A 25061-nucleotide genomic window follows, 5' to 3' on the forward strand; every position below is an offset into this window, starting at 1 on the left:
GCGGGGGGAGCACCCAGACAGATTGCCAACGGTTTTGGGTGCGCCAAATCCGCCCGAACTAGCCTAAGCAAGATGTTCTCCCTCTCCCCTCATGGGGAGAGGGCCGGGGTGAGGGGGTCTAGCTAGGTGAACCCGTACACGTTGACGGGGGGATACGCCGGAACCGGCGTTCCCTCTGGCATGCACGAGAAAGTCAGCACTGGCGCGGGTTGGCGCAACGGGCTTCTGATCCGGCAGGCGGTATGTTGCCAAGCGGCGCGAGCAGTCCAGCAAACCGGTATGTAGTCCAGTCAATTCCGGTTTCGCACATGAAGCCCCACCCTCTCCCGCAGGCGGGAGAGGGTGCAAGCACCCCGGCAGTGCGGGAGTCCATCGTACACGAACGGCCACGGGGTGGCGGTGAACGGTGCATTCGGAAATGGCAGAGGCGGGCAATCCGATTAGCGGCGATCATGCAGTCTGATCCTGTCCGCATCCCGAGCCACCATGCACGTCCATCTGCAGTCCCACATGCACGTCAGCCTGCAGCGGCTGTTGCTGGCCTTCCCGCTGGCGGTCTCTGCGGCCCACGGCAGGCTGGTGCTCAGGCGCCGCGGCTATGAGCGTCTGCTGCTGCCGGGCCAGCAGCTCACCATCGAACCGTTTGAAACCTTTGCGCTGCACCTGGATGGCAGCAGCGCTCAGCCGGCCGCGTGCACCCTCGAAATCCAGCGCATGATCCCCGCGGCGCAGCAGGAATGCCTGCACCACCGCATCTGCAAGCGGGTCTTCCTGCAACCCCATTACGCCTGGAATGCTGCGTTTATCGCGGAACGGCTGGGCATGTCCACGGCACAGCTGCGCCGCATGCTGTTTTCTCAGGGCACGGCGCTCACCGAGCTGTGCCGCACGCAACGGCTGATGCGGTTGCTGTTCGAGGTCATGGCCGGTGATGCCGGCATTGGCGATGCCCGGCGGCGCGTCGGCTGGCCAGCCAGCAGTGATCTGGACTGCGCTTTCTACGACCGCTTCGGCTTATCGATGGAAGCTGCCAGCCGGTTGGCGGTGGCGCGCGCAGCGCGGCGGCAGCGCTCGGTCGCCTGACTCGTTCCCAAGAATCTACCTGACGTTCGCAAGCTTCCGGGATCAGGTCCCGGATGCCAGGGTGGCGGCCCCTGCGAATTGCGCCCGCCAGAGTGTACTGAGCGCCGCGCTTTGCGAGATAATCCGCCCTTACGCTGCGGAATGATGTCATGCGCTTTGATCTGGTCGACCTGAAACTGTTCACGCATATTGCGGAGGCCCAGAGCCTGACCGGCGGTGCGCAACGCTCGCACCTGTCGCTGGCCGCGGCCAGCACGCGCATCAAGAACCTCGAGGAACACGTCGGCGTCAAGCTGCTGAGCCGCAGCAGCCAGGGCGTGAAGGTAACCGGGGCGGGGGAGACCCTGCTCGCCCACGCGCGCCGCGTGCTGCGCCAGCTGGAGCAACTGAGCGGCGATCTGCAGGAATATGCGGCGGGCGTGAAAGGCCATGTGCGCGTGTTCGCCAACACCACCGCGATGAGCGAGTTCCTGCCGGCGGTGCTGCGCAGTTACCTCGTCAGCCATCCGGACGTGACCATCGACATGCACGAGCGCCTGAGCCCGGATATCGTGCGCGCGGTGCAGGAGGGCATGGTGGATATCGGCATCATTGCCGGCAACGTGCGCACGGAAGGGCTGGAGGTGATGCCGTACCGGCGCGACCGCCTGGTGCTGGCCACCGCGCTGAGCCATCCGCTGGCCGAGCGCGGCAGCGTGGATTTCATCGATACGCTGGACTACGACTTCATCGGCCTGCCCGAGGCCAGCGCGATCCACAATTTCCTGTTGCGGGCCGCGACCGACCTGCAGCGCACGCTGCGCTGGCGCGTGCAGGTCAGCAATTTCGAGACCGCCTGCCGGATGATCGAGGCCAATGTCGGCGTCGGCGTGTTGCCGGAGACTACCGCCAGCCGCCATGCGAAGACGATGGCGCTGCGCATCGTCCAGCTCAACGATGAATGGGCCGAGCGCAAACTGCAGATATGCGTGGCCGACCTCGGCGCCTTGCCGCTGTTTGCGCGCAAGCTGGTGGACCTGCTGGTCGAGGACGGCCTCGGGCGCCAGGACTGAGGGGCGCCGGCGGACTAGGCCTTGTCCGCCAACATCTGCCGCAGCTGGTGCTTGAGCAGCTTGCCGCTGGCCGTGGTGGGGATCGAGGCCACGCGCAGGATCCGCTCCGGGCGCTTGTACGGCGACAGGCGGTCGACCAGGTAGTCGTGCAGCGCCTGCGCGTCGAATTTCTCGCCATCCCTGATCTCGACGAAGGCGATCACTTCCTCGTTGCCGTCCGCGGTCGGCTGCCCGATGACGGCCGATACGCGCACGGACGGATGCGTGTTGATGACCGATTCGACTTCGATCGGGTAGACATTGAAGCCCGAGCGGATGATCAGGTCCTTGGTGCGGCCGACGATGAACAGCGCGCCGTCGGGGTCCAGCCGGCCGATGTCGCCGGTATTGAGCCAGCCGTCGGGCCGCAGGGCCTCGGCGCTCAGGTCCGGTGCGCGGTAGTAGCCGCGCATCACGCCGGGCCCCCTGATCCATAGCTCGCCGGGTTCCCCCTGCGGCACCGGCTTGCCCTCCGGCCCGACTACCCGCAGTTCCGCGCCTTCGACGATCTCGCCCGCCGAGCAATCGGTGCGCGGCCGGTCCATGCGGGTCACGAACAGCGACCCCGCATATTCGGTCATGCCGTAGCCGTGGTGCAGCGGCTGGCCGAACATCGCCTCGACGTCGTGCTTGAGCGTCGGATCAAGCGGCCCGCCGCCGGTGTAGAGATAGCGCAGCCGCGGCGACGGCTGCAGGGGCGCTCCCGTTGCCCGCACATGGGCGAGGATGCGGTTGAACATCGTCGGCACGCCCTGCAGCAGCGTGATCGCACCCTGCCGGATCGCGGCGGTGACGTCCGCGGCATTGAAGCGCGCGCTCAGGTACAGGCTGGCACCGGCCTGCAGGGTCGAGACCAGCAGCGTCCCGAGTCCGAACACATGCGACATCGGCATGACCGCATAGGCGCAGTCGTCTGCCTGCATGCGGCGCGACTCGACCGTGACGCGCGCAAAGTGCAGCAGGCCCCGGTGAGTGACCATCACGCCCTTGGGCTGTCCGGTGGTGCCGGAGGTGTAGATCAACGCGGCGACGTCACGCGCGAGCGCTTCAGGCTCGCGCTCGCCGGCCTCGTCGACAGCGCCAGCCATCAGCGGGCCGAGGCCGGCCGGGACAATCTCCCTGGCCCGGTAGCGCACGCCGTGCCGCAGGGCATCGGGCGACACCGCGTGGGTGAACAGCATCAGGCTCGGCTGGCAGTGGGCGCGGATCACCTCGATTTCCCGCTCCGACAGGCGGGCGTTGACGATGACCGGCCACGCGCCCAGTTCCGACAAGGCGAACACCAGCGTGATCACCGCCAGGCAGTTCTCGGCCGTGATCAGCACCCGATCGCCGGTGCCCACGCCCTGCGCTTGCAGGTAGCGCTGCGCATCCTCGATGCCCGCCCACAGCTGCGCGTAGGTGGTGGTCCGGCCTTCCTCGAAGACGGCCACATGGCCGGGGGTCTCGGCGGCCCAGCGGCGAGGGATGTCGCTGATCCGTGGTGGGGTGTCTCGGTCCGGTGGCATCTCGCGGGAGTCCTTGTGCTGGAAAAACCGTTCGGCAAGGCGGGGGCCAGCCGAACGGCGCCAGTGTATGTGCGCCCGTTGCACGGTGCAATCGGTAATCTGCAAAGGCGGATTTCTTGTCTGCCGAAAGCCCCCTGGCCGCTTACACCACGCGCCTGGCGCGCAGTGTTTCCAGTTGCTGCGGGCTCAGCTTCAGGTAGTCGCGCAGCACCTCGTCGGTGTGCTGGCCCAGCGCGGGCGGGGCGTAGCGCAGCGTCGGGGGCGTCTCCGACAGGCGCAGCGGGCTGGCCGTGGTGACCACGTGGTTCACGGGCTCGCCGGCGGGCGGCTGGGCTCCCGGATAGCGCTCTTGCTCGACGCGCAGGCCACGGTGCTGCACATGGGGGTCGGCGTGGGCCTGGGCGATATTGTTGATGGGGCCGCAAGGCACGGAATTGGCTTCCAGCAGCGCGACCCATTGCGCCGTGGACCGGGTGCGCGTGAGCTCCATCATCATCGCGATCAGCGTCTTGCGGTTGTTGACGCGGCCGGTGTTGGTGGCATAGCGCTCGTCGCGCGCCCAGTCCACGCCCGCGGCGTCGCAGAAGCGTGCGAACTGCCCGTCGTTGCCGATGGCCAGCAGCATATTGCCGTCGGCGGTCGGGAAGTCCTGGTAGGGCACCACGCTGGGGTGGATATTGCCCTGGCGCCGGGGCACGTCGCCGGCGTTCAGGAAGCCCGCGCCCTGGTTGGCCAGCACCGCCATCGCCACATCCAGCAGGGCGATGTCGATATGCTGGCCGCGGCCGGTGAAGTGGCGCGCTTCCAGCGCGCTCAGGATCGCGGTGGTGGCGTACATGCCGGTGAACAGGTCGATCACGGCCACGCCTACCTTCATCGGGCCGCCGCCGGGCTCGCCGTCGGCGTGGCCGGTGATGCTCATCAGGCCGCTCATGGCCTGGATCAGCAGGTCGTAGCCGGGCCGCGCCGCGTAGGGACCGGTGTGGCCAAAGCCCGTGACCGAGCAGTAGATCAGGCGCGGGTTGAGCGCGCTCAGGCTGTCATAGTCCAGCCCGTAGCGCTTGAGGCCGCCGGTCTTGAAGTTCTCCACCACCACATCGCTCTGCCGGGCCAGCTCGCGGATCAGCTCCTGCCCCTCGGGCGTGGCCATGTCCACGGTGACCGAGCGCTTGTTGCGGTTGGCGGCGGTGAAATAGCAGGCCTGCCGGGTCGGCGCGCCGGCCTCGTCGGCGAGGAAAGGGGGCCCCCAGTGGCGTGTATCGTCGCCTTCGCCGGGTTTTTCGATCTTGATCACGTCGGCGCCCATGTCCGCCAGGTTCTGGGTGGACCACGGTCCGGCCAGCACGCGCGAGAGATCGAGCACGCGCAGGTGGCTCAGGGCGCCGGTGCGGGGGGAGGGGGGAGGAAGGCCAGCGGCCGGCGTAGCGGTGGAATCTGTCATGTCAGGTCAGGCGGTCTCAAGGCAGGCGGCCCGTCCTGGGGACGGGCAGCGTTGCGCGCGGGCATGGGTCAGGCGTATTGGTGCGGGGCGCGGTGCTTACGCGCCGCGGGCTTCACGGATCATGTTGCGCGCGATGATGACCTGCTGGATCTGCGTGGTGCCCTCATACAGGCGGAACAGGCGCACATCGCGGTAGAAGCGCTCGATGCCGAACTCGGAAATATAGCCGGAACCGCCGAGAATCTGTACCGCGCGGTCCGCCACGCGGCCCACCATCTCGGTGGCGAACATCTTGCAGCATGAGGCCTCGGTGGAGACGTTCCTGCCTTCGTCGCGGCGGCGCGCGGCGTCGATCACCATGCATTCGGCAGCATAGAGCTCGGCCTGGCTGTCGGCCAGCATGGCCTGGATCAACTGGAACTCGCAGATCGGCTGGCCGAACTGCTGGCGCTCCAGCGCGTAGTTCAGCGCGTCGCGCAGCACGCGCCTGGCCACCCCGACGCTGACCGCCGCAATGTGCAGCCGGCCCTTGTCGAGCACCTTCATCGCCGTCTTGAAGCCCTGTCCTTCCTTCAGGCCGATCAGGTTCTCGGCCGGCACGCGCACGTTGTCGAAGATCACGTCGCAGGTGTGCGCGCCTTTCTGGCCCATCTTCACGTCGCGCTTGCCGAAGCTGATGCCCGGCGTCCTGGCATCGACGATAAATGCCGAGACGCCGGCCGAGCCCTTGATCTCAGGGTTGGTACGCGCCATCAGCGTGAACATGCCGGCCTGCGGCGCATTGGTGATAAAGCGCTTGGTGCCGTTGACCACGTAGTGGTCGCCATCCCTGACCGCGGTGGTGCGCAGCGAGCCGGCGTCCGAGCCGGCTTCCGGTTCGGTCAGGGCAAACGAGGCCAGGATCTCGCCGGTGGCCAGGCGGGGCAGCCACGCGGCCTGCTGCTCAGGCGTGCCGTCCATCAGGATGCCCTGCGAGCCGATGCCCACGGTGGTGCCCAGCAGCGAGCGGAAGGCCGGCGAGGTCTGGCACAGCTCCATGACCACGCGCGCTTCCTCTTCCATGGTCAGCTCCAGGCCGCCAAAGCGCTCGGGGATGGTCATGCCGAACAGGCCCATCTCGCGCATGTCCTGCACGATGTCCTGCGGGATTTCGTCGGTCTCGGCGACCAGCGCCTCGGCGGGAACCAGGCGCTCGCGCACAAAGCGGCGCACGCTGTCGAGCAGGGCTTCGAGGGTTTCGTTATCGCGGATCATGTCAGTTCTTCCTGGGTGTCGGGTCGGTGTCGGTTCGAGGCGGGGCCATCAGTCCAGCGTCACGCCCTTGAGCACGCTGGCCCACTGCGTGCGCTCGCGCGCGGCGGTGTTCACGACGTCCTGCGTGGTGCCGCTCCACTGTTCGTAGCCCAGCTCGGCATAGCGCTTCCTGAGTTCCGCATCTTCCACGGCCTGCCGCACTGCCGCGGCCAGCTTCTGGGTCTGCTCGGAGGTCACGCCCTTGGGGGCGTAGATGGCGTACCAGCCGCCGGCTTCATAGTCCTTGAGGCCGGCAATCCCGGATTCGCGGAAGGTGGGCACGCCGGGCAGCGATGCGCTGCGCTTGGGCGAGCCCACGGCGATGGGCTTGACCTTGCCGCTCTGCACATAGCCGCTGGCGGTGCTGATGATGTCGAACATCACGTCGATCTGGCCGCCGATGGTATCGGTCATGGCCGGGGCATTGCCCTTGTAGGGAATATGGTTCAGCTCGACCTGCGCCTGCCGGGCGAACAGGGCCATGGCGACATGGTTGGAGCTGCCCACGCCCGAGGAGCCGTAGCTAAGCTTGCCGGGATGCGCCTTGGCGTAGGCAACCAGGTCCTGGGTGCCCTTGAACGGCTCCTTGACGTTGGCCACCAGCATGTTGTAGTAGCGCGCCACCGGTGCCACCGGGGCGAGGTCCTTCGCCGGGTCGTACGGCAGGCTCTTCATGATGTTGGGCGCGACCGTCAGCGCCGCGCTGGCGGCGAACCACAGTGTGGCGCCATCGGGCTTGGCGCGGACCACTTCATAGCCGGCCAGCGTGGCATTGGCGCCGGGCTTGTTGTCGACGATGACGTTGGCGCTGAGCGCCTTGCCCAACGCCACCGCGAACAGGCGCGCGGCCTGATCGGCGGGGCCGCCGGCGGCGTAGCCGACCACGAGGCGCACCGGCTGGCCGTTGGGCTGCGCCGAGGCAGGGGGAGTGGCCAGGGTTGCGCCGCACAGGGCCAGGGCGGCCAGCATGGCGTGGCGGCGTGAGGTGGAAATCAAGATACTTCTCCTACGTAAAGCAAAGTGCCGAAGGCAAAAGCCGAAAAGCAAAAGGCAAAAGGCGGGCGCAGCCCCCGCCGTCGCGCGCGGGGGCTGTATGGTGAATGAAGTGGGCTTACTCAGTAGCGTTCGAAGACCGCGGCAATACCCTGGCCGCCGCCGATGCACATGGTCTCCAGGCCATAGCGGCCGCCGCGGCGCTGCAGTTCGTGCAGCAGCGTGGCCAGGATGCGCACGCCGGTGGCGCCGATCGGATGGCCTAGCGAGATGCCCGAGCCGTTCACGTTGAGCTTCTGCTCGATCGCATCCTGGTCATGCCATTCCCAGCCCTTGAGCACGGCCAGCACCTGGCAGGCGAAGGCTTCGTTCAGCTCGACCAGGTCCATCTGGTCCAGCGTCAGGTTCAGGCGCGCCAGCAGCTTCTTCACCGCGGGCACCGGGCCGATGCCCATGTGCGAGGGCTCGCAGCCGGCCGCCGCCCAGCCCACCAGCGAGGCCATGGGGGTGAGGCCCAGTTCGGCCAGCTTGTCTTCGGCCACGATCAGGCAGGCGGCCGAGGCGTCGTTCTGCTGGCTGGCGTTGCCGGCGGTGACGGTACCGTTCGGCATCAGCGTGCGCAGCTTGCCCAGGCTTTCACGCGTGGTTTCGGGGCGGAAACCTTCGTCGCGCGCGAACCGCACCGGATCGCCCTTGCGCTGGGGCACCTGCACGGGAACGACTTCCGCATCGAAGCGGCCGGCCTCCCAGGCTGCCGCGGCGCGTGCGTGGCTGCGGGCGGCGAAGACATCGGCCGCCTCGCGGCTGATGCCGTAGTCGCGCGCCAGGTTCTCGGCCGTCTCGATCATCCCGGAGATCTTGCCGAAGCGCTCGACCGGCTGGGAGCGTTCACGGCCGCGGTCGAGGCGGTCGAAGAAGCGCACATTGCCCGAGCGCGCGCCCCAGCGCATGTCGGTGGTGTAGTACTCGATATTGCTCATGCTCTCGACGCCGCCCGCGATCACCACGTCGGCGGCGCCGCTCTGCACCATCATCGAGGCCGTGACGATGGCCTGCAGGCCGCCGCCGCAGCGGCGGTCCAGTTGCATGCCCGGCACCTCGACCGGCAGGCCGGCCTGCAGCGCGGCCCAGCGGCCGACGCAGGGCACTTCGCTGTTGGCGTAGGACTGGGCAAAGACCACGTCATCGATACGCGCGGGATCGATGCCGCTGCGTTCCACCACGGCGCGCACGGCGGTGGCGGCCAGTTCCTCCACGGGCACCGGGCGCAGGCTGCCGCCGAAGGTGCCGACGGGCGTGCGGAGGGGAGTGACGATTGCAGCTCTGCGCATGGAAGTCTCCTTGGAACTCTGTGTTGGGATGAGCAAGTAAGTCAGTTGGCCAGCGTGTGCCCGGGAAGGGCCACGAAGACCGCGCCGCACTGGCGCAGCAGGGCGTGGGCCTGGCGTTCCAGGTCCGCGCGGTGTTCGGGGGCGGCAATGTCCAGCATGCGGCGCACGCGCTGCGACAGCGTCTGGCCGCGCAGGTCGGCCACGCCGTGCTCGGTGACGATCAGGCCCGCATCCGAGCGGGGCGTGCTGACCGGGCCGGACAACTGCGCCACGATGCGGCTCGCGCCCTTGGCGGTCGCCGGCAGCGCGACGATGGGCAAGCCGCCGCGGCTGCGCGCGGCACCGCGCAGGAAGTCCACGGCACCGCCGACGGCGCCGACATAGACGCCGCCGGCGACTTCGGCGTTCACCTGGCCGGTGAGGTCGACCTCGATGGCGGAGTTGATGGCGGTCAGCTTGTCGACGCTGGCCAGCACCTCGGGGTGATGGGTATAGGCGGTCTCGCGCAGTTGCAGCTGCGGATTGCGGTGGGCCCAGCGCCGCAGCCGTTCGCTGCCCATCAGGATGCCGGCGATGCCCACGCCCGTATCGATGCTCTTGCGTGCGTTGGTCAGCACCCCGGCTTCGGCCAGCGCCGCAATGCCGTCGCCGATCGCGCCGCTGTGCAGCCCCAGGTCGCGGTGGCCATTCAGCGCAGCGACCACGGCCTCAGGCAGGTTGCCGATGCCCATCTGCAGGGTGGCGCCATCCTCCACCCAGCCGGCGATGTGGCGGGCGATGGCCTGTTCGGCCGGGCCGGGCGCGCTGCGGTCAAGGCTGATGGGCGGGTGCAGCGCTTCGACCTGCAGGTCGATATCGTCCGCGCTCAGGTAGCGGCTGCCGTGGGTCCACGGCACCTCCGGGTTCACCTCGGCGATGATGACGCGGGCGCGGTCGAGCGCCGCGGGAAGGTATTCATGCACCAGCCCCAGGCTGTGGCGCCCCTGCTCGTCGGCGGGCGAGACCTGCACCAGCGCCACGTCCGCCCGCAGCGTGCCGTCGCGGATCAGCCCGGGCAGGTGCGAATAGTGGCTGGGCACGATGTCCAGCACGCCGGCCCTGGCCAGTTGCCGGTGCGGGCCGCTGGCGGCGTAGCCGAAGAAGTCGAGCACATCCGCCTGGGCCGGCTGCAGCGTGTCTGACTGCCCGATGCCGACAAAGACACTGAGGCGTCCGCCCTGGGCGATGGCGTGGCGGTGTTCCACCAGTGCGCGCGTCAGCGTCAGCGGCTCGGCGGTCGCTTGCCCCCACCAGATATGGTCTCCGGGGCGGATCAGGGCTTGCAGGCGGGAGGCGAGGGTGTGCATGTCCACGGGGCAGCGGTCAGTCGGCGCATGCGCCGGATAGCCCGGAGCATGTTCCCAAAGCGTGGTTTGCGCTATTTGACAATGCCAATGGCGGACTTTGGCGAAAGCGAAAGGACCTGGCCGTCGCCGGGACTTAACCGCGGTGGAAGGCGCGCTTTCGGAAAGGCTGATTGTCCACGCGGCCGAACGCCGCGAACATTGCGGTCATCACAAGGAGGCGGCCGTCCGCCAGAGACCGAACGCAAGCCAAGCGCCATGATCGAACAGACCCAATCGAACAACTTCCAAGAAATCCGCGACGCCATCCGCGCGCTTTGCGCCGAGTTTCCCGATGAGTACTTCCGCAAGGTGGACGAGCAGCGCGCCTATCCCGAGGCCTTCGTCAATGCGCTGACCGCGGCTGGCTGGCTGGCTGCCCTGATCCCGCAGGAGTACGGCGGTTCCGGCCTGGGCCTGACCGAAGCCTCGGTCATCATGGAAGAGATCAACCGCTGCGGCGGCAACTCCGGCGCCTGCCACGGCCAGATGTACAACATGGGCACGCTGCTGCGGCACGGCTCCAGGGCGCAGAAGGAAAAGTACCTGCCGAAGATTGCCTCGGGGGAATGGCGCCTGCAGTCCATGGGCGTGACCGAGCCCACCACCGGCACGGACACCACCAAGATCAAGACCTCGGCGGTCAAGAAGGACGGACGCTACGTCATCAACGGCCAGAAGGTCTGGATCAGCCGCGTCCAGCACAGCGACTTCATGATCCTGCTGGCGCGCACCACGCCGCTGGCCGAGGTGAAGAAGAAGAGCGAGGGGATGTCCATCTTCATGGTGGACCTGCATGAAGCGCAGAAGAAGGGCCTGACCGTGCGCCCGATCCCCAACATGGTCAACCACGAGACCAATGAACTGTTCTTCGAGGACCTGGAAATCCCCGAGGAAAACCTGATCGGTGAAGAGGGCAAGGGCTTCAAGTACATCCTCGACGGCCTGAACGCCGAGCGCACGCTGATCGCGGCCGAGTGCATCGGCGACGGCTATTGGTTCATCGACCGCGTGACCAAGTATGTCAAGGAACGCGAGGTCTTCGGCCGCCCCATCGGCCAGAACCAGGGCGTGCAGTTCCCGATCGCCGAGACCTTTATCGAGCTGGAAGCGGCGAATCTGATGCGCTGGAAAGCCTGCGAACTGTTTGACAAGCACGAGCCCATGGGGGCCCAGGCCAACATGGCCAAGTACCTGGCAGCCAAGGCCAGCTGGGAGGCCGGCAACGCCTGCCTGCAGTTCCACGGCGGCTTCGGCTTTGCCTGCGAATACGACGTGGAGCGCAAGTTCCGCGAAACGCGGCTGTACCAGGTGGCACCGATCTCCACCAACCTGATCTACTCTTTCGTCGCCGAACACGTCCTGGGCCTGCCGCGCTCATTCTGAGCGATGGACGGCGCGCCAGCCCCAACGCTCAAGGGGCTGGCCGGATGGAACCCCGGCAGCAACGGCGCCGGGGGTTCCGCTTCGCCCCAAGCCCCAAAATTCCCCTCCCTGTCTCCTCTCTTCGTCCGCGCAGCCGGATCCAGGCCGACCTTCAGATCGGAAACTGCGTCGTCGACAGCACCTGCTTGAGCACCATGAACGAGCGAATCTGCCGCACGCCCGGCAGGTAGAGCAACTGCTCCGCGTGGAGGCGGTTGAAGCTCTCGCTGTCCTTGGTCCTGAGCATCATGATGTAGTCGAACTCGCCGGTGACTTCATGGCACTCCATACAGCCTGATACCTTCTGCGCCGCCTTCTCAAAGGCGGCGAACGACTCGGGCGTAGACCGGTCCAGCACGACCCCGATGATGACCAGCATGCCCGCGTCCAGGGGAGCCGGGTTCAGCAGCGCCACGACGCCGCGGATCAGGCCATCCGCTTTCAGGCGTTCCACGCGGCGCAGGCATGCGGGCGGGCTGAGGCTGACCTTGCCCGCCAGGGCCAGGTTGGAGATGGACGCATCGCGCTGCAAGGCGCGCAGGATGGCCTTGTCCGTGCGATCCAGCACCGGCGCGGGCTGGGCGGAGGTCTCGGATTTTGTACGAAATTTTATTCTGGATGTTGCCATTTCTACGGAATAAAGAGAATTTCGTGATGCTTCCAGGCTTTTTATCGTGCAAGAAGTCGCAGATCTTTGCAAGCACCTTTCGTCTCAGCTTTCTTATGATGATTCCAGGTACGGCGTCGCGCAGCGTCCGTGCGAATGCCGGGCTTTGCGGCTGCCGCGCGCCCGCATGCCCGCCACAACCTGGAGCCAGTCATGAACCTGAAGCAATTTCCGCGTCATTCCCTGACCTTCGGCCCGACGCCGATCCATCCGCTATCGCGGCTGAGCGAAAGCCTGGGTGGCAAGGTCGAGCTCTATGCCAAGCGCGACGACTGCAACAGCGGCCTTGCCTTTGGCGGCAACAAGACGCGCAAGCTCGAATACGTCATTCCCGACGTGCTGGCGCAGGGCGCCGATACGCTGGTCTCGATCGGCGGGATCCAGTCGAACCACACGCGCCAGGTTGCCGCCATCGCGGCCCACCTGGGGCTGAAGTGCGTGCTGGTGCAGGAGAACTGGGTCAACTACTCCGACGCGGTCTATGACCGCGTGGGCAACATCCAGATGTCGCGCATCATGGGGGCCGACGTGCGCCTGGTCAGCGAAGGCTTCGACATCGGCATTCGTCCCAGCTGGGAAGATGCCATGGAGAGCGTGCGCAAGGCGGGCGGCAAGCCCTACCCGATTCCGGCAGGCTGCTCGGAGCATCCGCTCGGCGGCCTCGGCTACGTAGGGTTCGCCGAGGAAGTCCGGGCACAGGAAGCCGGACTCGGCTTCAGCTTCGACTACATCGTCGTCTGCTCGGTCACCGGCAGCACGCAGGCAGGCATGGTGGTGGGATTCGCTGCCGACGGCCGCGCGGACCGGGTCATCGGCATCGATGCATCGGCCAGGCCGGAACCGACGCGCGCGCAGATCCTGCGCATCGCACGCCATACCGCGGAGCTGGTCGGCCTCGGCCGCGACATCACTGAAGCGGACGTGGTGCTGGACACCCGCTATGGCGGCCCCGAATACGGCCTGCCTTCGGCGGGCACCCTGGAAGCCATCCGCCTCAGCGCCAGGCTGGAGGGCATGATGACCGACCCGGTCTATGAGGGCAAGTCCATGCAGGGCATGATCGACATGGTCCGTCGCGGCGAGTTTCCGCAAGGATCGAGAGTCCTCTTCGCACACCTGGGTGGGGTACCGGCACTGAACGCCTACAGCTTCCTGTTCAAGGACGGGTGATAACGCGCAAGCGATTGATGGCAAGGGAGTGCCGGCCTGGGGGCGGCACCCTGGCTGCATGCGCGCAAGCCTGTCGCATAACCAAAGTCGAGCAGGAACCGGAGCAGCTGGGCCGCAGGTTCGGACCAGCCGAGGACCATTCCAGGCCGTCGGCAATCGCGCGTACCAGCGCCCATTCCCCTTCGGTTATCTGTCTAGCGGTGAAACTAATCACGTCACTCATCGACATGTGATGCTGCACCGGCCGCTTAAATTGTCTGCAATGCCTTGCTGGCCAAGTGTACCCGGGCCGCGAGAGCCGACCGTCAATTGACGGGGGGCTCTCGCACCTGCCAGGGACTAACGCCAGCGTGAGATCGCCGGAAGTTCTTGCAAGATCATGCGATCGCGAAGTTCCCGACGACGCTTTCCTCGGCCTGGTTTGCCGCTGGCGCCAGTGCCAGATAGGGCTTACGGTCATCGTTTCCGGTAAAGATCACGCGGGGCCAGCCGTAGCCGCCCGGCGCATATTCGTTAAAGAACGGGATGCGGAACCAAATCTTGCTGTCGTGCACGTGGTCGTCATAGAGGGCGATGACCGCCTTGTCCAGACGGGCCACGGCTTCCGGGGACGTGTGCAGTCGCAGAAAGCTCACCACCCCTGCATCCGGAGCGGCCATCAAATCGTCATCCGGATTCCAGGATTGCACGAGCGAAGTCCGTGTCGCATGGAAGATAAAGCCGCTGCTGGTCAGTGTGACACGGGGCGTGTCTGCTCCAGACTGGTCGTGCTTGACGGATAGCACTGGGGGCCGCTGGGGCCGATTCTCCCCAGGATGTGAGACAAACTCCTGCTTGTCCACCTGCCACCTTGCCAACTGATCCGGATACAGGACGCCAAGCAGCAAGCGCATCTGTTCGGCCCCCTCGCGCAGGTCGCTGCGGTCGTTGGTCACGATCTCATCGGCGCCTTCCCCTGGCCGGGCTGGTTCGTCCTTGCCGGCCTGCTCGCCATACAAGACCTCCCGTCGACGCTGCAACAAGACCTTTTTCTCCAGGATCGCTGCGGAGAGTTCCATGACGTCCCGGTGGTTGGCCGGGTAGTCGCGCGGGTTGTGGGCTTCGGACCGCTCCTGCTGAAGTCGGGAGATCTCGGCCTTCAGGCGCTGGCATTCCGGATCATCGCGTTCGGCCTTCTTGACATCGAGGGTGATCTTGCGCGGTGTCTTGGCGTCCTCCGGGGCGGCGTGGTAGAACGTACGCTCGGTCACATACTGCCCGGTGCCGACCTGGGCCCGCAGGGTGCGCCAGCTCAGCATCTGGCCCATCCCGAACCGCAGTGCCTCTTCCACGGTGGAGACCGCGTACAGGCTGCGACGCCATTCGTTGAAAGCCGCCACGGTTGCCGGGTGGATTGCGAAATTTGCCCGCAGATCATCGCGCTTCGCAATGGCATCCTCCAGCATGAGCGGCACGCCCTGCCTGAGGGCTGCGATACACATGTCATGCAGCGGAATTTGGCTGAGCTTGCTGCTGTCGCCATCGCGGGCCTTGCCTTGCTCGTTGGGACCGTAGCCACCGCCCACATCGGAGTGCACACCGGGATAACCGATTTCCCAGCGGCGTAACGTCTCGGGGTAGTTCTCCTTGATCCGGATGGTGTCGAGCGGAAAACTCATGCGCTGCTCGTGGATCGAGTAGAAATGCGCGCAGGCCCGGACCTTGTCGGTGCCTGCCACATTCAGGCCGCCATCCTTCGTAAATCCCGAGTGCCCTGCAAACCGGTCCCAGTTGACGACCGAGCGGGTTGAGTCCGGGAGGCCGACGGAGGCCACCGTATCAAAGAGCCCCAGGAAGTTGACCTGGTAGGGCAAGGCCCGCCGTCCGGTCTGCTCGCTGAGCTGGCCGCCAGGCCCCCATTCTTTGAGCAGCTTGTTCACAAAGACGCGTGCACACGCAGCGCCGCGTGAGAAGCCGAACACGTTGATCCAGATCTGCCTGACCATCCGGCTTTGCGGGCCATCGTCGAAGCGGTTGCTGTGCGTGATCCCCAGGATGCGGATCTTGTCCATCAGCTTGGACGGATTACCCTTGGCAGCGGCGTCGCAGATGGCCTTGGCTTCCTCGTCAAGAACAAACGGCCTCTTGTCATCTCGCGTGATCGCGTAGTGCACGGCATTGAGCACGCGAATCATGCCCCAGACGCAGCGCTGGTCGAAGCCCGCAGCGGTGGCCTTGCCGTCCTGGGAGTAGTCCAACTCGCCGAGCTTTGGAAAGGGCGTACCGACACCCGCTACGTAGTAGGAAAACAACCCGTCATCAGGCAGGTGCTTTGACACGCTGAACAAACGTGCCACATTAGTGTGGGTCTTGGAGAGCGAATCCCGCCATTTTGTGTTGTCTTCGTCGTCGTTGTTGTTGGTGCCGTCGAAGAACAGGCTGATGTGCAGGGTCTGGGTACACCCGGCAAGCGGATCGCATACATTGCCCCGGCCCCAGGTCCAGGCGTCCTTGCCCTGCGCCAGTCGCCCGCCTTCCGGCATGTGTTCAGGCCATTGCACCACGCTCATTGCAGACCTCCACGGCGGTACTTGAGATTCCACTCGTCGTCGCGCACGCCTTGAGCAATGAAGGGGCTGTCGTCAGGTAATTTTTCACGTGGGCTGGTCGTCCCATCGATGATCAAGAGCCGGACGCGGTCACTTGGCAGGAATATCGCGTAAGCTCCGCCGGTCTGGGAGCCATCGTATTGCGCGATGCGCACGTTCTCGGCCTTGTACCAGTAGCCCGGGGTCTTGCCGTCCTGGACTTTATCCATCAGCCAGCGCACGGTGACGCGTAGCTCTGGCTGCCATTGGCGTGGGAAACTAATGCAGCAGCGCACACCACCCGAGGACGGACGACCGTCCGGGTAAGCGGGGAGGATATTGGAGCCACCGCCGCCAACACCATTTGGCCCCGTCACGTTGAAGGAGTGAATGTAGTACGGGGTGTAGTTCAGGGATTGGGCGTCACCCGCGATCAATTTTGATTTCGGCTTGGCATCTTCGAGCCAGTCGCCGTAGCTGGCGCAGCCGGCGAGCGCCAGCGCGAAGCCGGCCAGCAAGGCGGCCACGATGCCATATCGTCGTGTCTTAAAGGAAATAGTCGGTGGAAAAGTGTGCATGGGCGATGCTCCAGTGAAAGTCACCAGGTCCGCGCACAGCGACGCTTCAGCCAACGACAAGGCGCGGGGTAGCCGAAGACGCTACCCCGACAAAAGCGCAAATACTATGGGACGATTCCTAAATTCGATGATTCTTGACAAAGATTTGCATTTTTCGGCGTGGCCACCAATGGATCGGCCAAGAACTTCAAGGCGTCACGCCGTCAGTGGCACTCCCTCGAACAGGGCGCGACCCTGACAACCGTGCGGCCCAGTACCAGGGCAAGACCGATGGCGCGGGATTTCGGCGGACGGAAGGAAAGAGGGCGGAAAATGGCTGGCATCGGAAGGCTGCGGGCTGAGTCATGAACGTTGGAGTGAGTATCGGTGCGGGAGCATCCTTGCCGTTATCCGGATTCTGCAAAGAACGCGAAATCGGGCCTGGGCGGACGCACACGGAAGCCACTCGTGAGGATCATGACCAGCTGTCCACGCAACTTCCTGAAGCTGGCGAGTTCATTCTGCGCGAAACCCGGCGCAAGCCATTTGCGCAGTTGCGCAGCCGGGATTACCCGGTTGCCCGGTTAATTGCCGTTGGCCGCCTGCGCGCCGGCCCCAAAGCGCAGGCGCAGGCTCCGGTTGGCATCCTGCAGCGAACCGTCCGCTACTTCCACCACGCGGTGCAGGTAGTCTTCGCTGGCGTCGAGCAGCGCCCCATACAGGGTGTGGCACAAGCCGCGCGCGGTGCGGCCGGGCCAGTCTTGCGGCAGCATCGCCTCGGGCAGGTTGGGATCGCGCAGCAGCACGCGCCGGTATTCGTGCACCAGCAGCGTCCGCACGAAGAAGGCATCGGCCGGAGCAAGCCCGGCGGCCTCTCCGGCCAGCGGCGTAAAGCGGCGCAGCAGCGCCTGCCAGGCAGCGGCCACGTCGCCGAGCTTGAAGGTCTGGTGCATCAGCGCCTGCAGCGGCCGGATGGAAAACGCGTCAAGGCTGCTTGCCTCCATCACCGCCACATCGTCCTGCGCGCGTGCGGCCTGGACGATTTCGCGCAGCGAGGCGAGGTCCGCATTGGGGTGGGCCATCACCCCTGGCGCGATGGCGCCGAAGCCCTCCCACAGCAATTCCCGCTTCAGCTTCTGCCGGACCGTGGCGCGTACGTCACCGCGCACCATCACCAAGGTCCAGCGGCCGTCCCATTCGGATGCCTCACCCGCGTAGATGCGCTTGCCGGCGTGCAGTACACGCTGCAAACCGGCTTCTGACAGCCCGTAGTAGCTGCGCCGCCCGATCCTGGTCGCGGCCAGCCAGTCGTCGGCGGTCAGGCGGAAGGTGGCGGTGCGCACCAGCCGGTCATTGATGCCGAACGGCGCCGCCAGCCGGATCAGGCTGCCCAGCCAGATTGCCTGGGGCCGCGGCGCCACCACATCGCCGAACAAGGTCACCAGCATGGAATTGGCGCCCAGCTTCAGCCCGCGTGCCAGCCGCGCCACGCGGGGAGAAACCGGATCGGTGCCTGGCGTCGCCATCGGCCTGCCCCCTTAAAGTGATACACAAACGTCGATTGATTGAATCAAATTGTATCACTACCATCCATTGCAACTGACGATGTTGATGCAAATCAAGACCACGATTCAGAGCAATCAAGAGCGGAGCAAGGGATGTACGCACAGCTGGTGGAGACAGGAGCGACGAGGCTTCGCGCCATGGAAGAAATGGAGCCGCAGGAGCGCGAGTTCCAGGCGCGCGTGGATGCCGGGATCAAGATCGAGGCCAAGGACTGGATGCCCGAGGCCTATCGCAAGACCCTGGTCCGCCAGATCTCGCAGCATGCGCATTCGGAAATCGTGGGCCAGCTGCCGGAAGGCAACTGGGTCACCCGCGCGCCGACGCTGGAGCGCAAGGCAGTCTTGCTGGCCAAGATCCAGGATGAGGCCGGCCATGGCCTGTATCTCTACAGCGCGGCCGAAACCCTGGGCGTGTCGCGCGACCAGATGCTGGGCGACCTGCACACCGGCAAGGCCAAGTATTCCAGCATCTTCAACTACCCGACGCTGAGCTGGGCCGATATCGGCATGATTGGCTGGCTGGTCGACGGCTCGGCCATCATCAACCAGGTGCCGCTGTGCCGCTGCTCGTTCGGGCCCTATGCGCGCGCCATGGTGCGCGTGTGCAAGGAAGAGTCGTTCCACCAGCGCCAGGGCTACGACATCCTGCTGTCGCTGTGCAACGGCACCCCCGAGCAGAAGCAGATGGCGCAGGACGCGCTCAACCGCTGGTGGTGGCCGGCGCTGATGATGTTCGGCCCGTCCGACGGCGATTCGCCCAACAGCGCGCAATCCATGCAATGGCGCATCAAGCTGTTCTCCAATGACGAGCTGCGCCAGAAGATGGTCGACCAGACCGTGCCGCAGGCCGAGTACCTGGGCCTGGCCATTCCGGATCCCGAGCTGAAGTGGAACGAGGAGCGCGGCCACTATGACTTCGGCGAGATCGACTGGTCCGAGTTCTACAACGTCATCCAGGGCAACGGCCCCTGCAACCGCGACCGCCTGCGCACCCGCGTCAAGGCCTGGGAAGAGGGCGCGTGGTTCCGCGATGCCCTGGTGACCCACGCCGACAAGCAGGCGCAGCGCGCCGCCGCCTGACACCGCGGCGCGCGGCGCCGCCATCCATCCAACGCAATGACACAGGAGGTTGCCATGAAAGAGTGGCCGCTTTGGGAGATCTTTATCCGCAGCCAGCACGGCCTGGCCCACAAGCACGTGGGCAGCCTGCACGCGCCGGACGGCGAAATGGCGATCAACAACGCGCGTGACGTCTATACGCGCCGCAACGAGGGCGTCAGCGTCTGGGTGGTGAAGGCCGGCGATGTGGTCGCCAGCAGCCCCGGCGACAAGGGCCCGCTGTTCGAGCCGGCCAACAGCAAGGTCTACCGCCACCCGACGTTCTTCCCGATGCCGGAAGCCGTCAAGCACATCTGATACGGCCCGCATGATGGACAACCACAAGCTCGAATACCTGCTGCGCCTCGGCGACTCCACGCTGGTCCTCGGCCAGCGCCTGTCGGAATGGTGCGGCCGCGGCCCCGCGCTGGAAGAGGACATCGCGCTGACCAATGTCGCGCTCGACCTGATCGGCCAGACCCGGCTGTGGCTGGGCTACGCCGCGGAAGTGGAGGGCGCCGGCCGCAGCGCCGACCAGCTGGCCTACCTGCGCGACGCGCACCAGTTCCGCAACCCGCTGCTGGTGGAGCAGCCCAACGGCAGCTATGCCGATACGCTGGCACGGCAGTTCCTGTTCGACACCTGGCACTACTTCCTGCTCGACGGGCTGCAGCGCTCGACCGATGCCCGCATCGCCGAGATCGCCGCCAAGTCGCTCAAGGAAGTGACCTACCACGTGCGCCGCAGTGCCGACCTGGTGGTGCGCCTGGGCGACGGCAGCGAAGAGAGCCACCGCCGCATGCAGGGTGCGTTCGACGACCTGTGGATGTTCAGCGGTGAGCTGTTCGAGTCCGACGCGGGCGACGCCGCGCTGGTGCAGGCCGGCGTGGTGCCCGACCCCGCCTCACTGGCCGAACCGTGGCAGCGCCACGTGGCCGCGGTGCTGGAAGAGGCCACGCTGCAGCTGCCTGCCGGCACGTGGTCGCAGAGCGGCGGCCGCCACGGCCGCCATACCGAACACCTCGGCTACCTGCTGGCCGAAATGCAGTTCCTGCAGCGCGCCTATCCGGGCGCCAGCTGGTGAACGCCATGACTGCGCAAGCGATCGCACGCCCGGCCATCGGGCAGGTCTGGACCTGGCTCGATACCGTGCCCGATCCCGAGATCCCGGTGATCTCCGTGGTGGACCTCGGCATCGTGCGCGGCGTGGCATGGGAGGACGACGCCTGCGTCGTCACCATCACCCCGACGTACTCCGGCTGCCCGGCCATGACGGTGATCCGGGAGGAGATCGAGCGCACGCTGGCCGCGCAGGGCATCGCCAGCGTGCGCGTGCGCACGCAACTGGCGCCGGCCTGGACCACCGACTGGATGACGCCGCGCGGCAAGGCCAGCCTGGGCGGCTACGGCATTGCGCCGCCGGCCCAGCAGGTGATCGACATCAGCGGCATCAGCCGCAGGGCGGCGCCGGCGCTGGTGGTGGCGTGCCCGCACTGCGGCTCGCGGCACACGCGGCTGGTGAGCCAGTTCGGCTCGACCGCCTGCAAGGCCCTGTACCGCTGCGGCGACTGCAAGGAACCGTTCGATTACTTCAAGGCGCACTGAGCCTGACCGGGGTAGTGAGATGAGCAAATTCCATGAACTGACCGTGGCCTCGGTCACCCGCGAAACCCGCGATGCCGTGGCCGTGACCTTTGCCGTGCCGGATGAACTGGCCGACACCTACCGCTACATCCAGGGCCAGCACCTGACGCTGCGCACCGGCATCGGCGGCGAGGACGTGCGCCGCTCGTACTCGATCTGCTCGGCGGTGCAGGACGCACAGCTGCGCGTCGCGATCAAGCGCGTCGACGGCGGCCTGTTCTCCAACTGGGCCAACGAACAACTGCAGCCCGGCATGAAGCTGGAGGTGATGCCGCCATCCGGCCACTTCCACGTGCCGCTGTCTGCCACGCAGGCGAGACACTACGTGGCCTTCGCCGCCGGCAGCGGCATCACGCCGATGCTGTCGATCATCAAGACCACGCTGGAAGCCGAGCCCCAGAGCCGCTTCACGCTGTTCTACGGCAACCGCGCCTCGTCTTCGGTGCTGTTCAAGGAAGAGCTGGAAGACCTGAAGGACACCTACCTGCAGCGCTTCAACCTGGTGTTCGTGCTCAGCCGCGAGCAACTGGAGATCGACCTCTTCAACGGCCGCATCGACGGCGAGAAGGTCAATGCCTTGCTCAAGCACTGGGTCAAGCCGCAGGACATCGACATCGCCTTTATCTGCGGCCCGCATTCGATGATGGAAGAGGTGTCGCAGGCGCTGCTCGACAACGGCGTGGACAAGGCCCGCATCAAGCGCGAGCTGTTTGCCACCAGCATCCCCGCGGCCCGCCCGGCGGCGCATGCACACAAGCAGGTGGGTCAGCAGGAGTGCGAGGTCACGGTGATCCAGGACGGCCGCACGCGCTCCTTCACGCTGGAGAAGAACAAGGAGACGGTGCTGGATGCCGCGCTGGCGCAAGGCATCGAGCTGCCTTACTCATGCAAGGGCGGGGTCTGCTCGACCTGCCGCTGCAAGCGCATCGAAGGCGAGGTCGACATGGACGTCAACTTTGCGCTGGAGGACTACGAAGTCGCGCGCGGCTTCATCCTCAGCTGCCAGAGCTACGCCGTCAGCGACAAGCTGGTGATCGACTTCGACCAGGAAACCTGAAGCGTTTCCTGCTGCTGTCCCGACCCATACACAAACCATTCTGCCCCCGGAGCAAGCCGTGTCCCATCTGTTTTTTGAACGCCACCAGGCGCTGCTGGAACAAGCCACCCAAGCCATTGCCGAGCGCGGCTACTGGAGCCCGTTCACCGAAATGCCGAGCCCCAGGGTCTACGGCGAAACCGCCAACGCCGACGGCAAGGCTGCGTTCGAGGCCCGCCTGAACCGCCCGTTCGCGCTGTCGCAGCCGGGCACCGTCGGCCAGGCCGGCAAGGAAGTCTCGCCCTATGGCGCAGAACTGGGCATCACCTATCCGAAGCCCGACCTCGACCAGCTCTTCGCCGGCGTGGCCGAAGGCATGCCCGCCTGGCGCAAGGCCGGGCCTGAAGCCTGGGTCGGCGTTTCGCTGGAAATCCTGCAGCGCCTGAACCGCCGCAGTTTCGAGATTGCCTACGCGGTGATGCACACCACCGGCCAGGCCTTCATGATGGCCTTCCAGGCCGGCGGCCCGCACGCGCAGGACCGCGGGCTGGAAGCGGTGGCCTACGCCTGGGACGAGATGCGCCGCATCCCGAAGCAGGCGATCTGGGAGAAGCCGCAGGGCAAGAACGAGCCGCTGCGCATGGAGAAGCGCTACAGCGTGGTGCCGCGCGGCGTGGGCCTGGTGATCGGCTGCTGCACCTTCCCGACCTGGAACGGTTATCCCGGCCTGTTCGCCAGCCTAGCGACCGGCAACGCGGTGGTGGTCAAGCCGCACCCGGGCGCGATCCTGCCGCTGGCGATCAGCGTCGAGGTGGCGCGCGAGGTGCTGCAGGAAGCCGGCTTCGATCCCAACCTGGTCACGCTGGTGGCCAACGACCCGAGCGAGCGCATGGCCTCGACGCTGGCACTGCGCCCCGAAGTGCGCCTGATCGACTTCACCGGCAGCAGCGCCAATGGCGAATGGCTGGAGCGCAATGCGCACCAGGCCCAGGTCTATACCGAGAAGGCCGGCGTCAACCAGATCGTGATCGACTCCACCAGCGATTTCAAGGGCATGGTGCGCAATATCGCGTTCTCGCTGGCGCTGTACTCGGGTCAGATGTGCACGGCACCGCAGAACATCTACGTGCCGAAGGACGGCATCGACACGCCGGAAGGGCACCTCGGCTTCGACCAGGTGGCCGCGGCGATCGGGGAAGGCGTGGCCAGGCTCACCAGCGATGCAGCCAAGGCGGTGGAGCTGCTCGGCGCGATCCAGAACGACGGGGTGGTGCAGCGCATCGAATCGTCGCGCGCACTGGGCGAGATCGTCGCCGACAGCCGCGTGCTGGAGCACCCGGAGTTCCCCGGCGCGCGCATCCGCACGCCGCTGGTGCTCAAGGTGGACGCCAGCGACGAGGGCAAGATCATGCAGGAATTGTTCGGCCCGATCTCGTTCATCGTCGCCACCGACAACACCGCGCACAGCATCGCGCTGGCGCACCGCGGCGCGAAGGAGCATGGCGCACTGACGTTGTCGGCCTACACCACCGATGCCGGCGTGTCCGAGGGCATCCGCGAAGCCGCCGAGGACGCGGGCGTGGCCCTGTCGCTGAACCTGACCGGTGGCGTGTTCGTCAACCAGTCGGCCGCGTTCAGCGACTTCCATGCCACCGGCGCCAACCCGGCAGCCAATGCCTCGCTGTCGGATGCGGCTTTCGTCGCCAACCGCTTCCGCGTGGTGCAGAGCCGTTCCCATATCTGATGCACTAGCTAGCAGTCGCAGCACCCGGCGCCGGCCCCCAATAGAAATGCGGCGCAATCATAACGATGATGGAGTAGACAATGGTTCAACGCATCCCCAACCCCAACGAGCTGGAGCCGATCGAGCGCGCCAGCCGCGACGAACTGCAGGCGCTGCAGCTGGAACGGCTGAAATGGAGCGTGCGCCATGCCTACGACAACGTGCCGCACTACCGCAAGGCCTTCCATGCGGCCGGGGTGCATCCGGACGACCTGCAGTCGCTGTCGGACCTGTCGAAGTTCCCGTTCCTGACCAAGCAGGACCTGCGCGACAACTACCCCTTCGGCATGCTCGCGGTGCCGCGCGAGAAGGTGGCGCGCGTGCATGCGTCGAGCGGCACCACGGGCAAGCCGACCGTGGTCGGCTATACCGCGAAGGATATCGATACCTGGGCCAGCGTGGTGGCGCGCTCCATCCGCGCCGCCGGCGGCCGCGCCGGCGACCTGGTCCATGTCAGCTATGGCTATGGCCTGTTCACGGGCGGCCTGGGTGCCCACTACGGCGCCGAGAAGGCCGGCTGCACGGTGATCCCCATGTCCGGCGGACAGACCGAGAAACAGGTACAGCTGATCCGCGAGTTCGAGCCCAACATCATCATGGTGACGCCGTCGTACATGCTGAACCTGATCGAGGAGATGGAGCGCCAGGGCATGGATCCGTCGGAAAGCTCGCTCAAGGTGGGCATCTTCGGCGCCGAGCCGTGGACGGATGCGATGCGCGCGGAGATCGAGGCACGTGCCGGCATCGACGCGGTGGACATCTACGGCCTGTCTGAAGTCATGGGCCCGGGTGTCGCTTGCGAATGCATCGAGAGCAAGGACGGTCCGGTGATCTGGGAAGACCACTTCTACGCCGAGATCATCGACCCGGTGACCGGCGAGGTGCTGCCGGATGGCGAAGAGGGCGAACTGGTGTTCACCTCGCTCACCAAGGAAGCGCTGCCGGTGATCCGCTACCGCACGCGCGACCTGACGCGCCTGCTGCCGCCCACCTCGCGTTCGATGCGCCGCATCGGCAAGATCACCGGCCGCTCGGACGACATGCTGATCATCCGCGGCGTCAATGTATTCCCGTCGCAGATCGAGGAGCTGATCCTGAAGACCCCGGCGCTGGCGCCGCAGTACCAGCTGGTGGTGACCCGAGACGGCCACCTGGACAAACTGGAAGTGCGCGTTGAGGCGCGGCCCGGACCATCGGCCACCCTCTGCGCCGACGACCGCGCGACGCTGGAGCGCGAGCTGAAGGACCAGATCAAAACCTACGTGGGCGTGACCACGCGCGTGCAGGTAGTGGATGCAGACGGCATCGAGCGCACCACTGTCGGCAAGGCGCGGCGCGTGCTTGACATGCGGCCGAAGGTCACGCACGAGCAGCCGGTCGGGGCGATCTGAACGTATCGCATGAACTGACAAGCCGCTGCATGTGTG

21 protein-coding genes are annotated in these 25061 nt (G+C 66.2%); 11 read left to right on the forward strand and 10 right to left on the reverse strand.

Going from position 1 to position 25061, the window contains the following annotated elements:
* Positions 1 to 486 precede the first annotated feature (486 nt).
* Both AC3WON_RS05455 and AC3WON_RS05460 read left to right on the forward strand, forming a co-directional pair.
* Entirely contained in the window at positions 487 to 1083 is a 597-nt protein-coding gene (locus AC3WON_RS05455; RefSeq protein ID WP_492317051.1) for a helix-turn-helix transcriptional regulator, read from the forward strand.
* Between the two features lie 149 nt (positions 1084 to 1232).
* Positions 1233 to 2135 (forward strand): LysR family transcriptional regulator, encoded by a 903-nt coding sequence (locus AC3WON_RS05460; RefSeq protein ID WP_011617192.1) that lies wholly within the window; start codon positions 1233 to 1235, stop codon positions 2133 to 2135.
* Between the two features lie 14 nt (positions 2136 to 2149).
* On the opposite strand, the gene AC3WON_RS05465 is transcribed toward AC3WON_RS05460, so the two are convergent.
* From AC3WON_RS05465 to AC3WON_RS05490, 6 genes are all read right to left on the reverse strand, one after another.
* Positions 2150 to 3682 (reverse strand): class I adenylate-forming enzyme family protein, encoded by a 1533-nt coding sequence (locus AC3WON_RS05465; protein ID WP_492317052.1) that lies wholly within the window; start codon positions 3680 to 3682, stop codon positions 2150 to 2152.
* Between the two features lie 142 nt (positions 3683 to 3824).
* The gene (locus tag AC3WON_RS05470; protein WP_492351315.1) at positions 3825 to 5123 is read right to left on the reverse strand and encodes a CaiB/BaiF CoA transferase family protein; all 1299 of its coding nucleotides are present in this window, start codon (positions 5121 to 5123) and stop codon (positions 3825 to 3827) included.
* Positions 5124 to 5219: 96 nt separating this feature from the next.
* Positions 5220 to 6377, reverse strand: coding sequence for an acyl-CoA dehydrogenase family protein (locus AC3WON_RS05475; RefSeq protein ID WP_492351316.1), 1158 nt, complete (start codon positions 6375 to 6377; stop codon positions 5220 to 5222).
* 48 nt (positions 6378 to 6425) lie between these two features.
* The gene (locus AC3WON_RS05480; protein ID WP_492317055.1) at positions 6426 to 7412 is read right to left on the reverse strand and encodes a Bug family tripartite tricarboxylate transporter substrate binding protein; all 987 of its coding nucleotides are present in this window, start codon (positions 7410 to 7412) and stop codon (positions 6426 to 6428) included.
* A gap of 119 nt (positions 7413 to 7531) precedes the next feature.
* Positions 7532 to 8740 (reverse strand): acetyl-CoA C-acetyltransferase, encoded by a 1209-nt coding sequence (locus AC3WON_RS05485; protein WP_010809314.1) that lies wholly within the window; start codon positions 8738 to 8740, stop codon positions 7532 to 7534.
* Positions 8741 to 8781: 41 nt separating this feature from the next.
* On the reverse strand, positions 8782 to 10086 hold the full coding sequence (locus AC3WON_RS05490; protein WP_492317056.1) for an acetyl-CoA hydrolase/transferase family protein: 1305 nt from the start codon (positions 10084 to 10086) through the stop codon (positions 8782 to 8784).
* 255 nt (positions 10087 to 10341) lie between these two features.
* On the opposite strand from AC3WON_RS05490, the gene AC3WON_RS05495 reads away from it, so the two are divergent.
* Positions 10342 to 11508 (forward strand): acyl-CoA dehydrogenase family protein, encoded by a 1167-nt coding sequence (locus AC3WON_RS05495; protein WP_492351317.1) that lies wholly within the window; start codon positions 10342 to 10344, stop codon positions 11506 to 11508.
* A 151-nt stretch (positions 11509 to 11659) separates the two neighbouring features.
* Here AC3WON_RS05495 and AC3WON_RS05500 read toward each other — a convergent pair whose 3' ends face one another.
* Positions 11660 to 12175 carry an Lrp/AsnC family transcriptional regulator gene (locus AC3WON_RS05500; protein WP_422696042.1) on the reverse strand — a complete coding sequence of 172 codons (516 nt, stop codon included), beginning with the start codon at positions 12173 to 12175 and terminating at the stop codon, positions 11660 to 11662.
* Between the two features lie 192 nt (positions 12176 to 12367).
* Between AC3WON_RS05500 and AC3WON_RS05505 the strand changes: the two genes are divergently transcribed.
* Positions 12368 to 13384 (forward strand): 1-aminocyclopropane-1-carboxylate deaminase, encoded by a 1017-nt coding sequence (locus AC3WON_RS05505; RefSeq protein ID WP_492317058.1) that lies wholly within the window; start codon positions 12368 to 12370, stop codon positions 13382 to 13384.
* A gap of 377 nt (positions 13385 to 13761) precedes the next feature.
* Here AC3WON_RS05505 and AC3WON_RS05510 read toward each other — a convergent pair whose 3' ends face one another.
* The 3 genes from AC3WON_RS05510 to paaX all read right to left on the reverse strand — a co-directional run bounded on the left by AC3WON_RS05510 (position 13762) and on the right by paaX (position 18034).
* A complete protein-coding gene (locus AC3WON_RS05510) occupies positions 13762 to 15933 on the reverse strand; it encodes a T6SS phospholipase effector Tle1-like catalytic domain-containing protein (protein WP_492351318.1) in 2172 nt (723 codons plus the stop codon).
* Complete coding sequence (locus AC3WON_RS05515; protein WP_492351319.1) at positions 15930 to 16529, reverse strand: DUF3304 domain-containing protein; 600 nt, start codon at positions 16527 to 16529, stop codon at positions 15930 to 15932. Before AC3WON_RS05515 ends, AC3WON_RS05510 begins: the two co-directional genes overlap by 4 nt.
* A gap of 563 nt (positions 16530 to 17092) precedes the next feature.
* A complete protein-coding gene (gene paaX / locus AC3WON_RS05520) occupies positions 17093 to 18034 on the reverse strand; it encodes a phenylacetic acid degradation operon negative regulatory protein PaaX (protein ID WP_492351320.1) in 942 nt (313 codons plus the stop codon).
* Between the two features lie 132 nt (positions 18035 to 18166).
* Here paaX and paaA point away from each other — a divergent pair, with 132 nt between their 5' ends.
* The 7 genes from paaA to paaK all read left to right on the forward strand — a co-directional run bounded on the left by paaA (position 18167) and on the right by paaK (position 25025).
* Entirely contained in the window at positions 18167 to 19153 is a 987-nt protein-coding gene (gene paaA / locus AC3WON_RS05525) for a 1,2-phenylacetyl-CoA epoxidase subunit PaaA (RefSeq protein WP_492300942.1), read from the forward strand.
* 54 nt (positions 19154 to 19207) lie between these two features.
* Complete coding sequence (gene paaB / locus AC3WON_RS05530; RefSeq protein WP_010809321.1) at positions 19208 to 19489, forward strand: 1,2-phenylacetyl-CoA epoxidase subunit PaaB; 282 nt, start codon at positions 19208 to 19210, stop codon at positions 19487 to 19489.
* A gap of 10 nt (positions 19490 to 19499) precedes the next feature.
* Positions 19500 to 20255 (forward strand): 1,2-phenylacetyl-CoA epoxidase subunit PaaC, encoded by a 756-nt coding sequence (paaC, locus tag AC3WON_RS05535; protein WP_492351321.1) that lies wholly within the window; start codon positions 19500 to 19502, stop codon positions 20253 to 20255.
* 5 nt (positions 20256 to 20260) lie between these two features.
* Positions 20261 to 20776: a 1,2-phenylacetyl-CoA epoxidase subunit PaaD gene (gene paaD, locus AC3WON_RS05540; RefSeq protein ID WP_492351322.1), complete on the forward strand. Its 516-nt coding sequence runs from the start codon at positions 20261 to 20263 to the stop codon at positions 20774 to 20776.
* A 19-nt stretch (positions 20777 to 20795) separates the two neighbouring features.
* Positions 20796 to 21872, forward strand: a complete 1077-nt coding sequence (paaE, locus tag AC3WON_RS05545; protein WP_492351323.1) for a 1,2-phenylacetyl-CoA epoxidase subunit PaaE — start codon at positions 20796 to 20798, stop codon at positions 21870 to 21872.
* 58 nt (positions 21873 to 21930) lie between these two features.
* Positions 21931 to 23595 carry a phenylacetic acid degradation protein PaaN gene (gene paaN, locus AC3WON_RS05550; protein WP_492317065.1) on the forward strand — a complete coding sequence of 555 codons (1665 nt, stop codon included), beginning with the start codon at positions 21931 to 21933 and terminating at the stop codon, positions 23593 to 23595.
* 80 nt (positions 23596 to 23675) lie between these two features.
* Positions 23676 to 25025 (forward strand): phenylacetate--CoA ligase PaaK, encoded by a 1350-nt coding sequence (gene paaK, locus AC3WON_RS05555; RefSeq protein ID WP_492317066.1) that lies wholly within the window; start codon positions 23676 to 23678, stop codon positions 25023 to 25025.
* Positions 25026 to 25061: the final 36 nt, after the last annotated feature.

The organism is Cupriavidus sp. FW305-46 (assembly GCF_058787075.1).

Excerpts from the sequence above, each read along its gene's own strand:
- AC3WON_RS05510 (WP_492351318.1), bottom strand. The coding sequence starts at position 15,933 with ATGAGCGTGGTGCAATGGCCTGAACACATGCCGGAAGGCGGGCGACTG.
- AC3WON_RS05495 (WP_492351317.1), top strand. The coding sequence starts at position 10,342 with ATGATCGAACAGACCCAATCGAACAACTTCCAAGAAATCCGCGACGCC.
- AC3WON_RS05455 (WP_492317051.1), top strand. The coding sequence starts at position 487 with ATGCACGTCCATCTGCAGTCCCACATGCACGTCAGCCTGCAGCGGCTG.
- AC3WON_RS05470 (WP_492351315.1), bottom strand. The coding sequence starts at position 5,123 with ATGACAGATTCCACCGCTACGCCGGCCGCTGGCCTTCCTCCCCCCTCC.
- AC3WON_RS05475 (WP_492351316.1), bottom strand. The coding sequence starts at position 6,377 with ATGATCCGCGATAACGAAACCCTCGAAGCCCTGCTCGACAGCGTGCGC.
- paaC (WP_492351321.1), top strand. The coding sequence starts at position 19,500 with ATGATGGACAACCACAAGCTCGAATACCTGCTGCGCCTCGGCGACTCC.
- paaX (WP_492351320.1), bottom strand. The coding sequence starts at position 18,034 with ATGGCGACGCCAGGCACCGATCCGGTTTCTCCCCGCGTGGCGCGGCTG.
- paaA (WP_492300942.1), top strand. The coding sequence starts at position 18,167 with ATGTACGCACAGCTGGTGGAGACAGGAGCGACGAGGCTTCGCGCCATG.
- paaB (WP_010809321.1), top strand. The coding sequence starts at position 19,208 with ATGAAAGAGTGGCCGCTTTGGGAGATCTTTATCCGCAGCCAGCACGGC.
- AC3WON_RS05460 (WP_011617192.1), top strand. The coding sequence starts at position 1,233 with ATGCGCTTTGATCTGGTCGACCTGAAACTGTTCACGCATATTGCGGAG.
- paaE (WP_492351323.1), top strand. The coding sequence starts at position 20,796 with ATGAGCAAATTCCATGAACTGACCGTGGCCTCGGTCACCCGCGAAACC.
- AC3WON_RS05515 (WP_492351319.1), bottom strand. The coding sequence starts at position 16,529 with ATGCACACTTTTCCACCGACTATTTCCTTTAAGACACGACGATATGGC.
- paaK (WP_492317066.1), top strand. The coding sequence starts at position 23,676 with ATGGTTCAACGCATCCCCAACCCCAACGAGCTGGAGCCGATCGAGCGC.
- AC3WON_RS05505 (WP_492317058.1), top strand. The coding sequence starts at position 12,368 with ATGAACCTGAAGCAATTTCCGCGTCATTCCCTGACCTTCGGCCCGACG.
- AC3WON_RS05490 (WP_492317056.1), bottom strand. The coding sequence starts at position 10,086 with ATGCACACCCTCGCCTCCCGCCTGCAAGCCCTGATCCGCCCCGGAGAC.
- AC3WON_RS05485 (WP_010809314.1), bottom strand. The coding sequence starts at position 8,740 with ATGCGCAGAGCTGCAATCGTCACTCCCCTCCGCACGCCCGTCGGCACC.
- AC3WON_RS05465 (WP_492317052.1), bottom strand. The coding sequence starts at position 3,682 with ATGCCACCGGACCGAGACACCCCACCACGGATCAGCGACATCCCTCGC.
- AC3WON_RS05500 (WP_422696042.1), bottom strand. The coding sequence starts at position 12,175 with ATGGCAACATCCAGAATAAAATTTCGTACAAAATCCGAGACCTCCGCC.
- paaD (WP_492351322.1), top strand. The coding sequence starts at position 20,261 with ATGACTGCGCAAGCGATCGCACGCCCGGCCATCGGGCAGGTCTGGACC.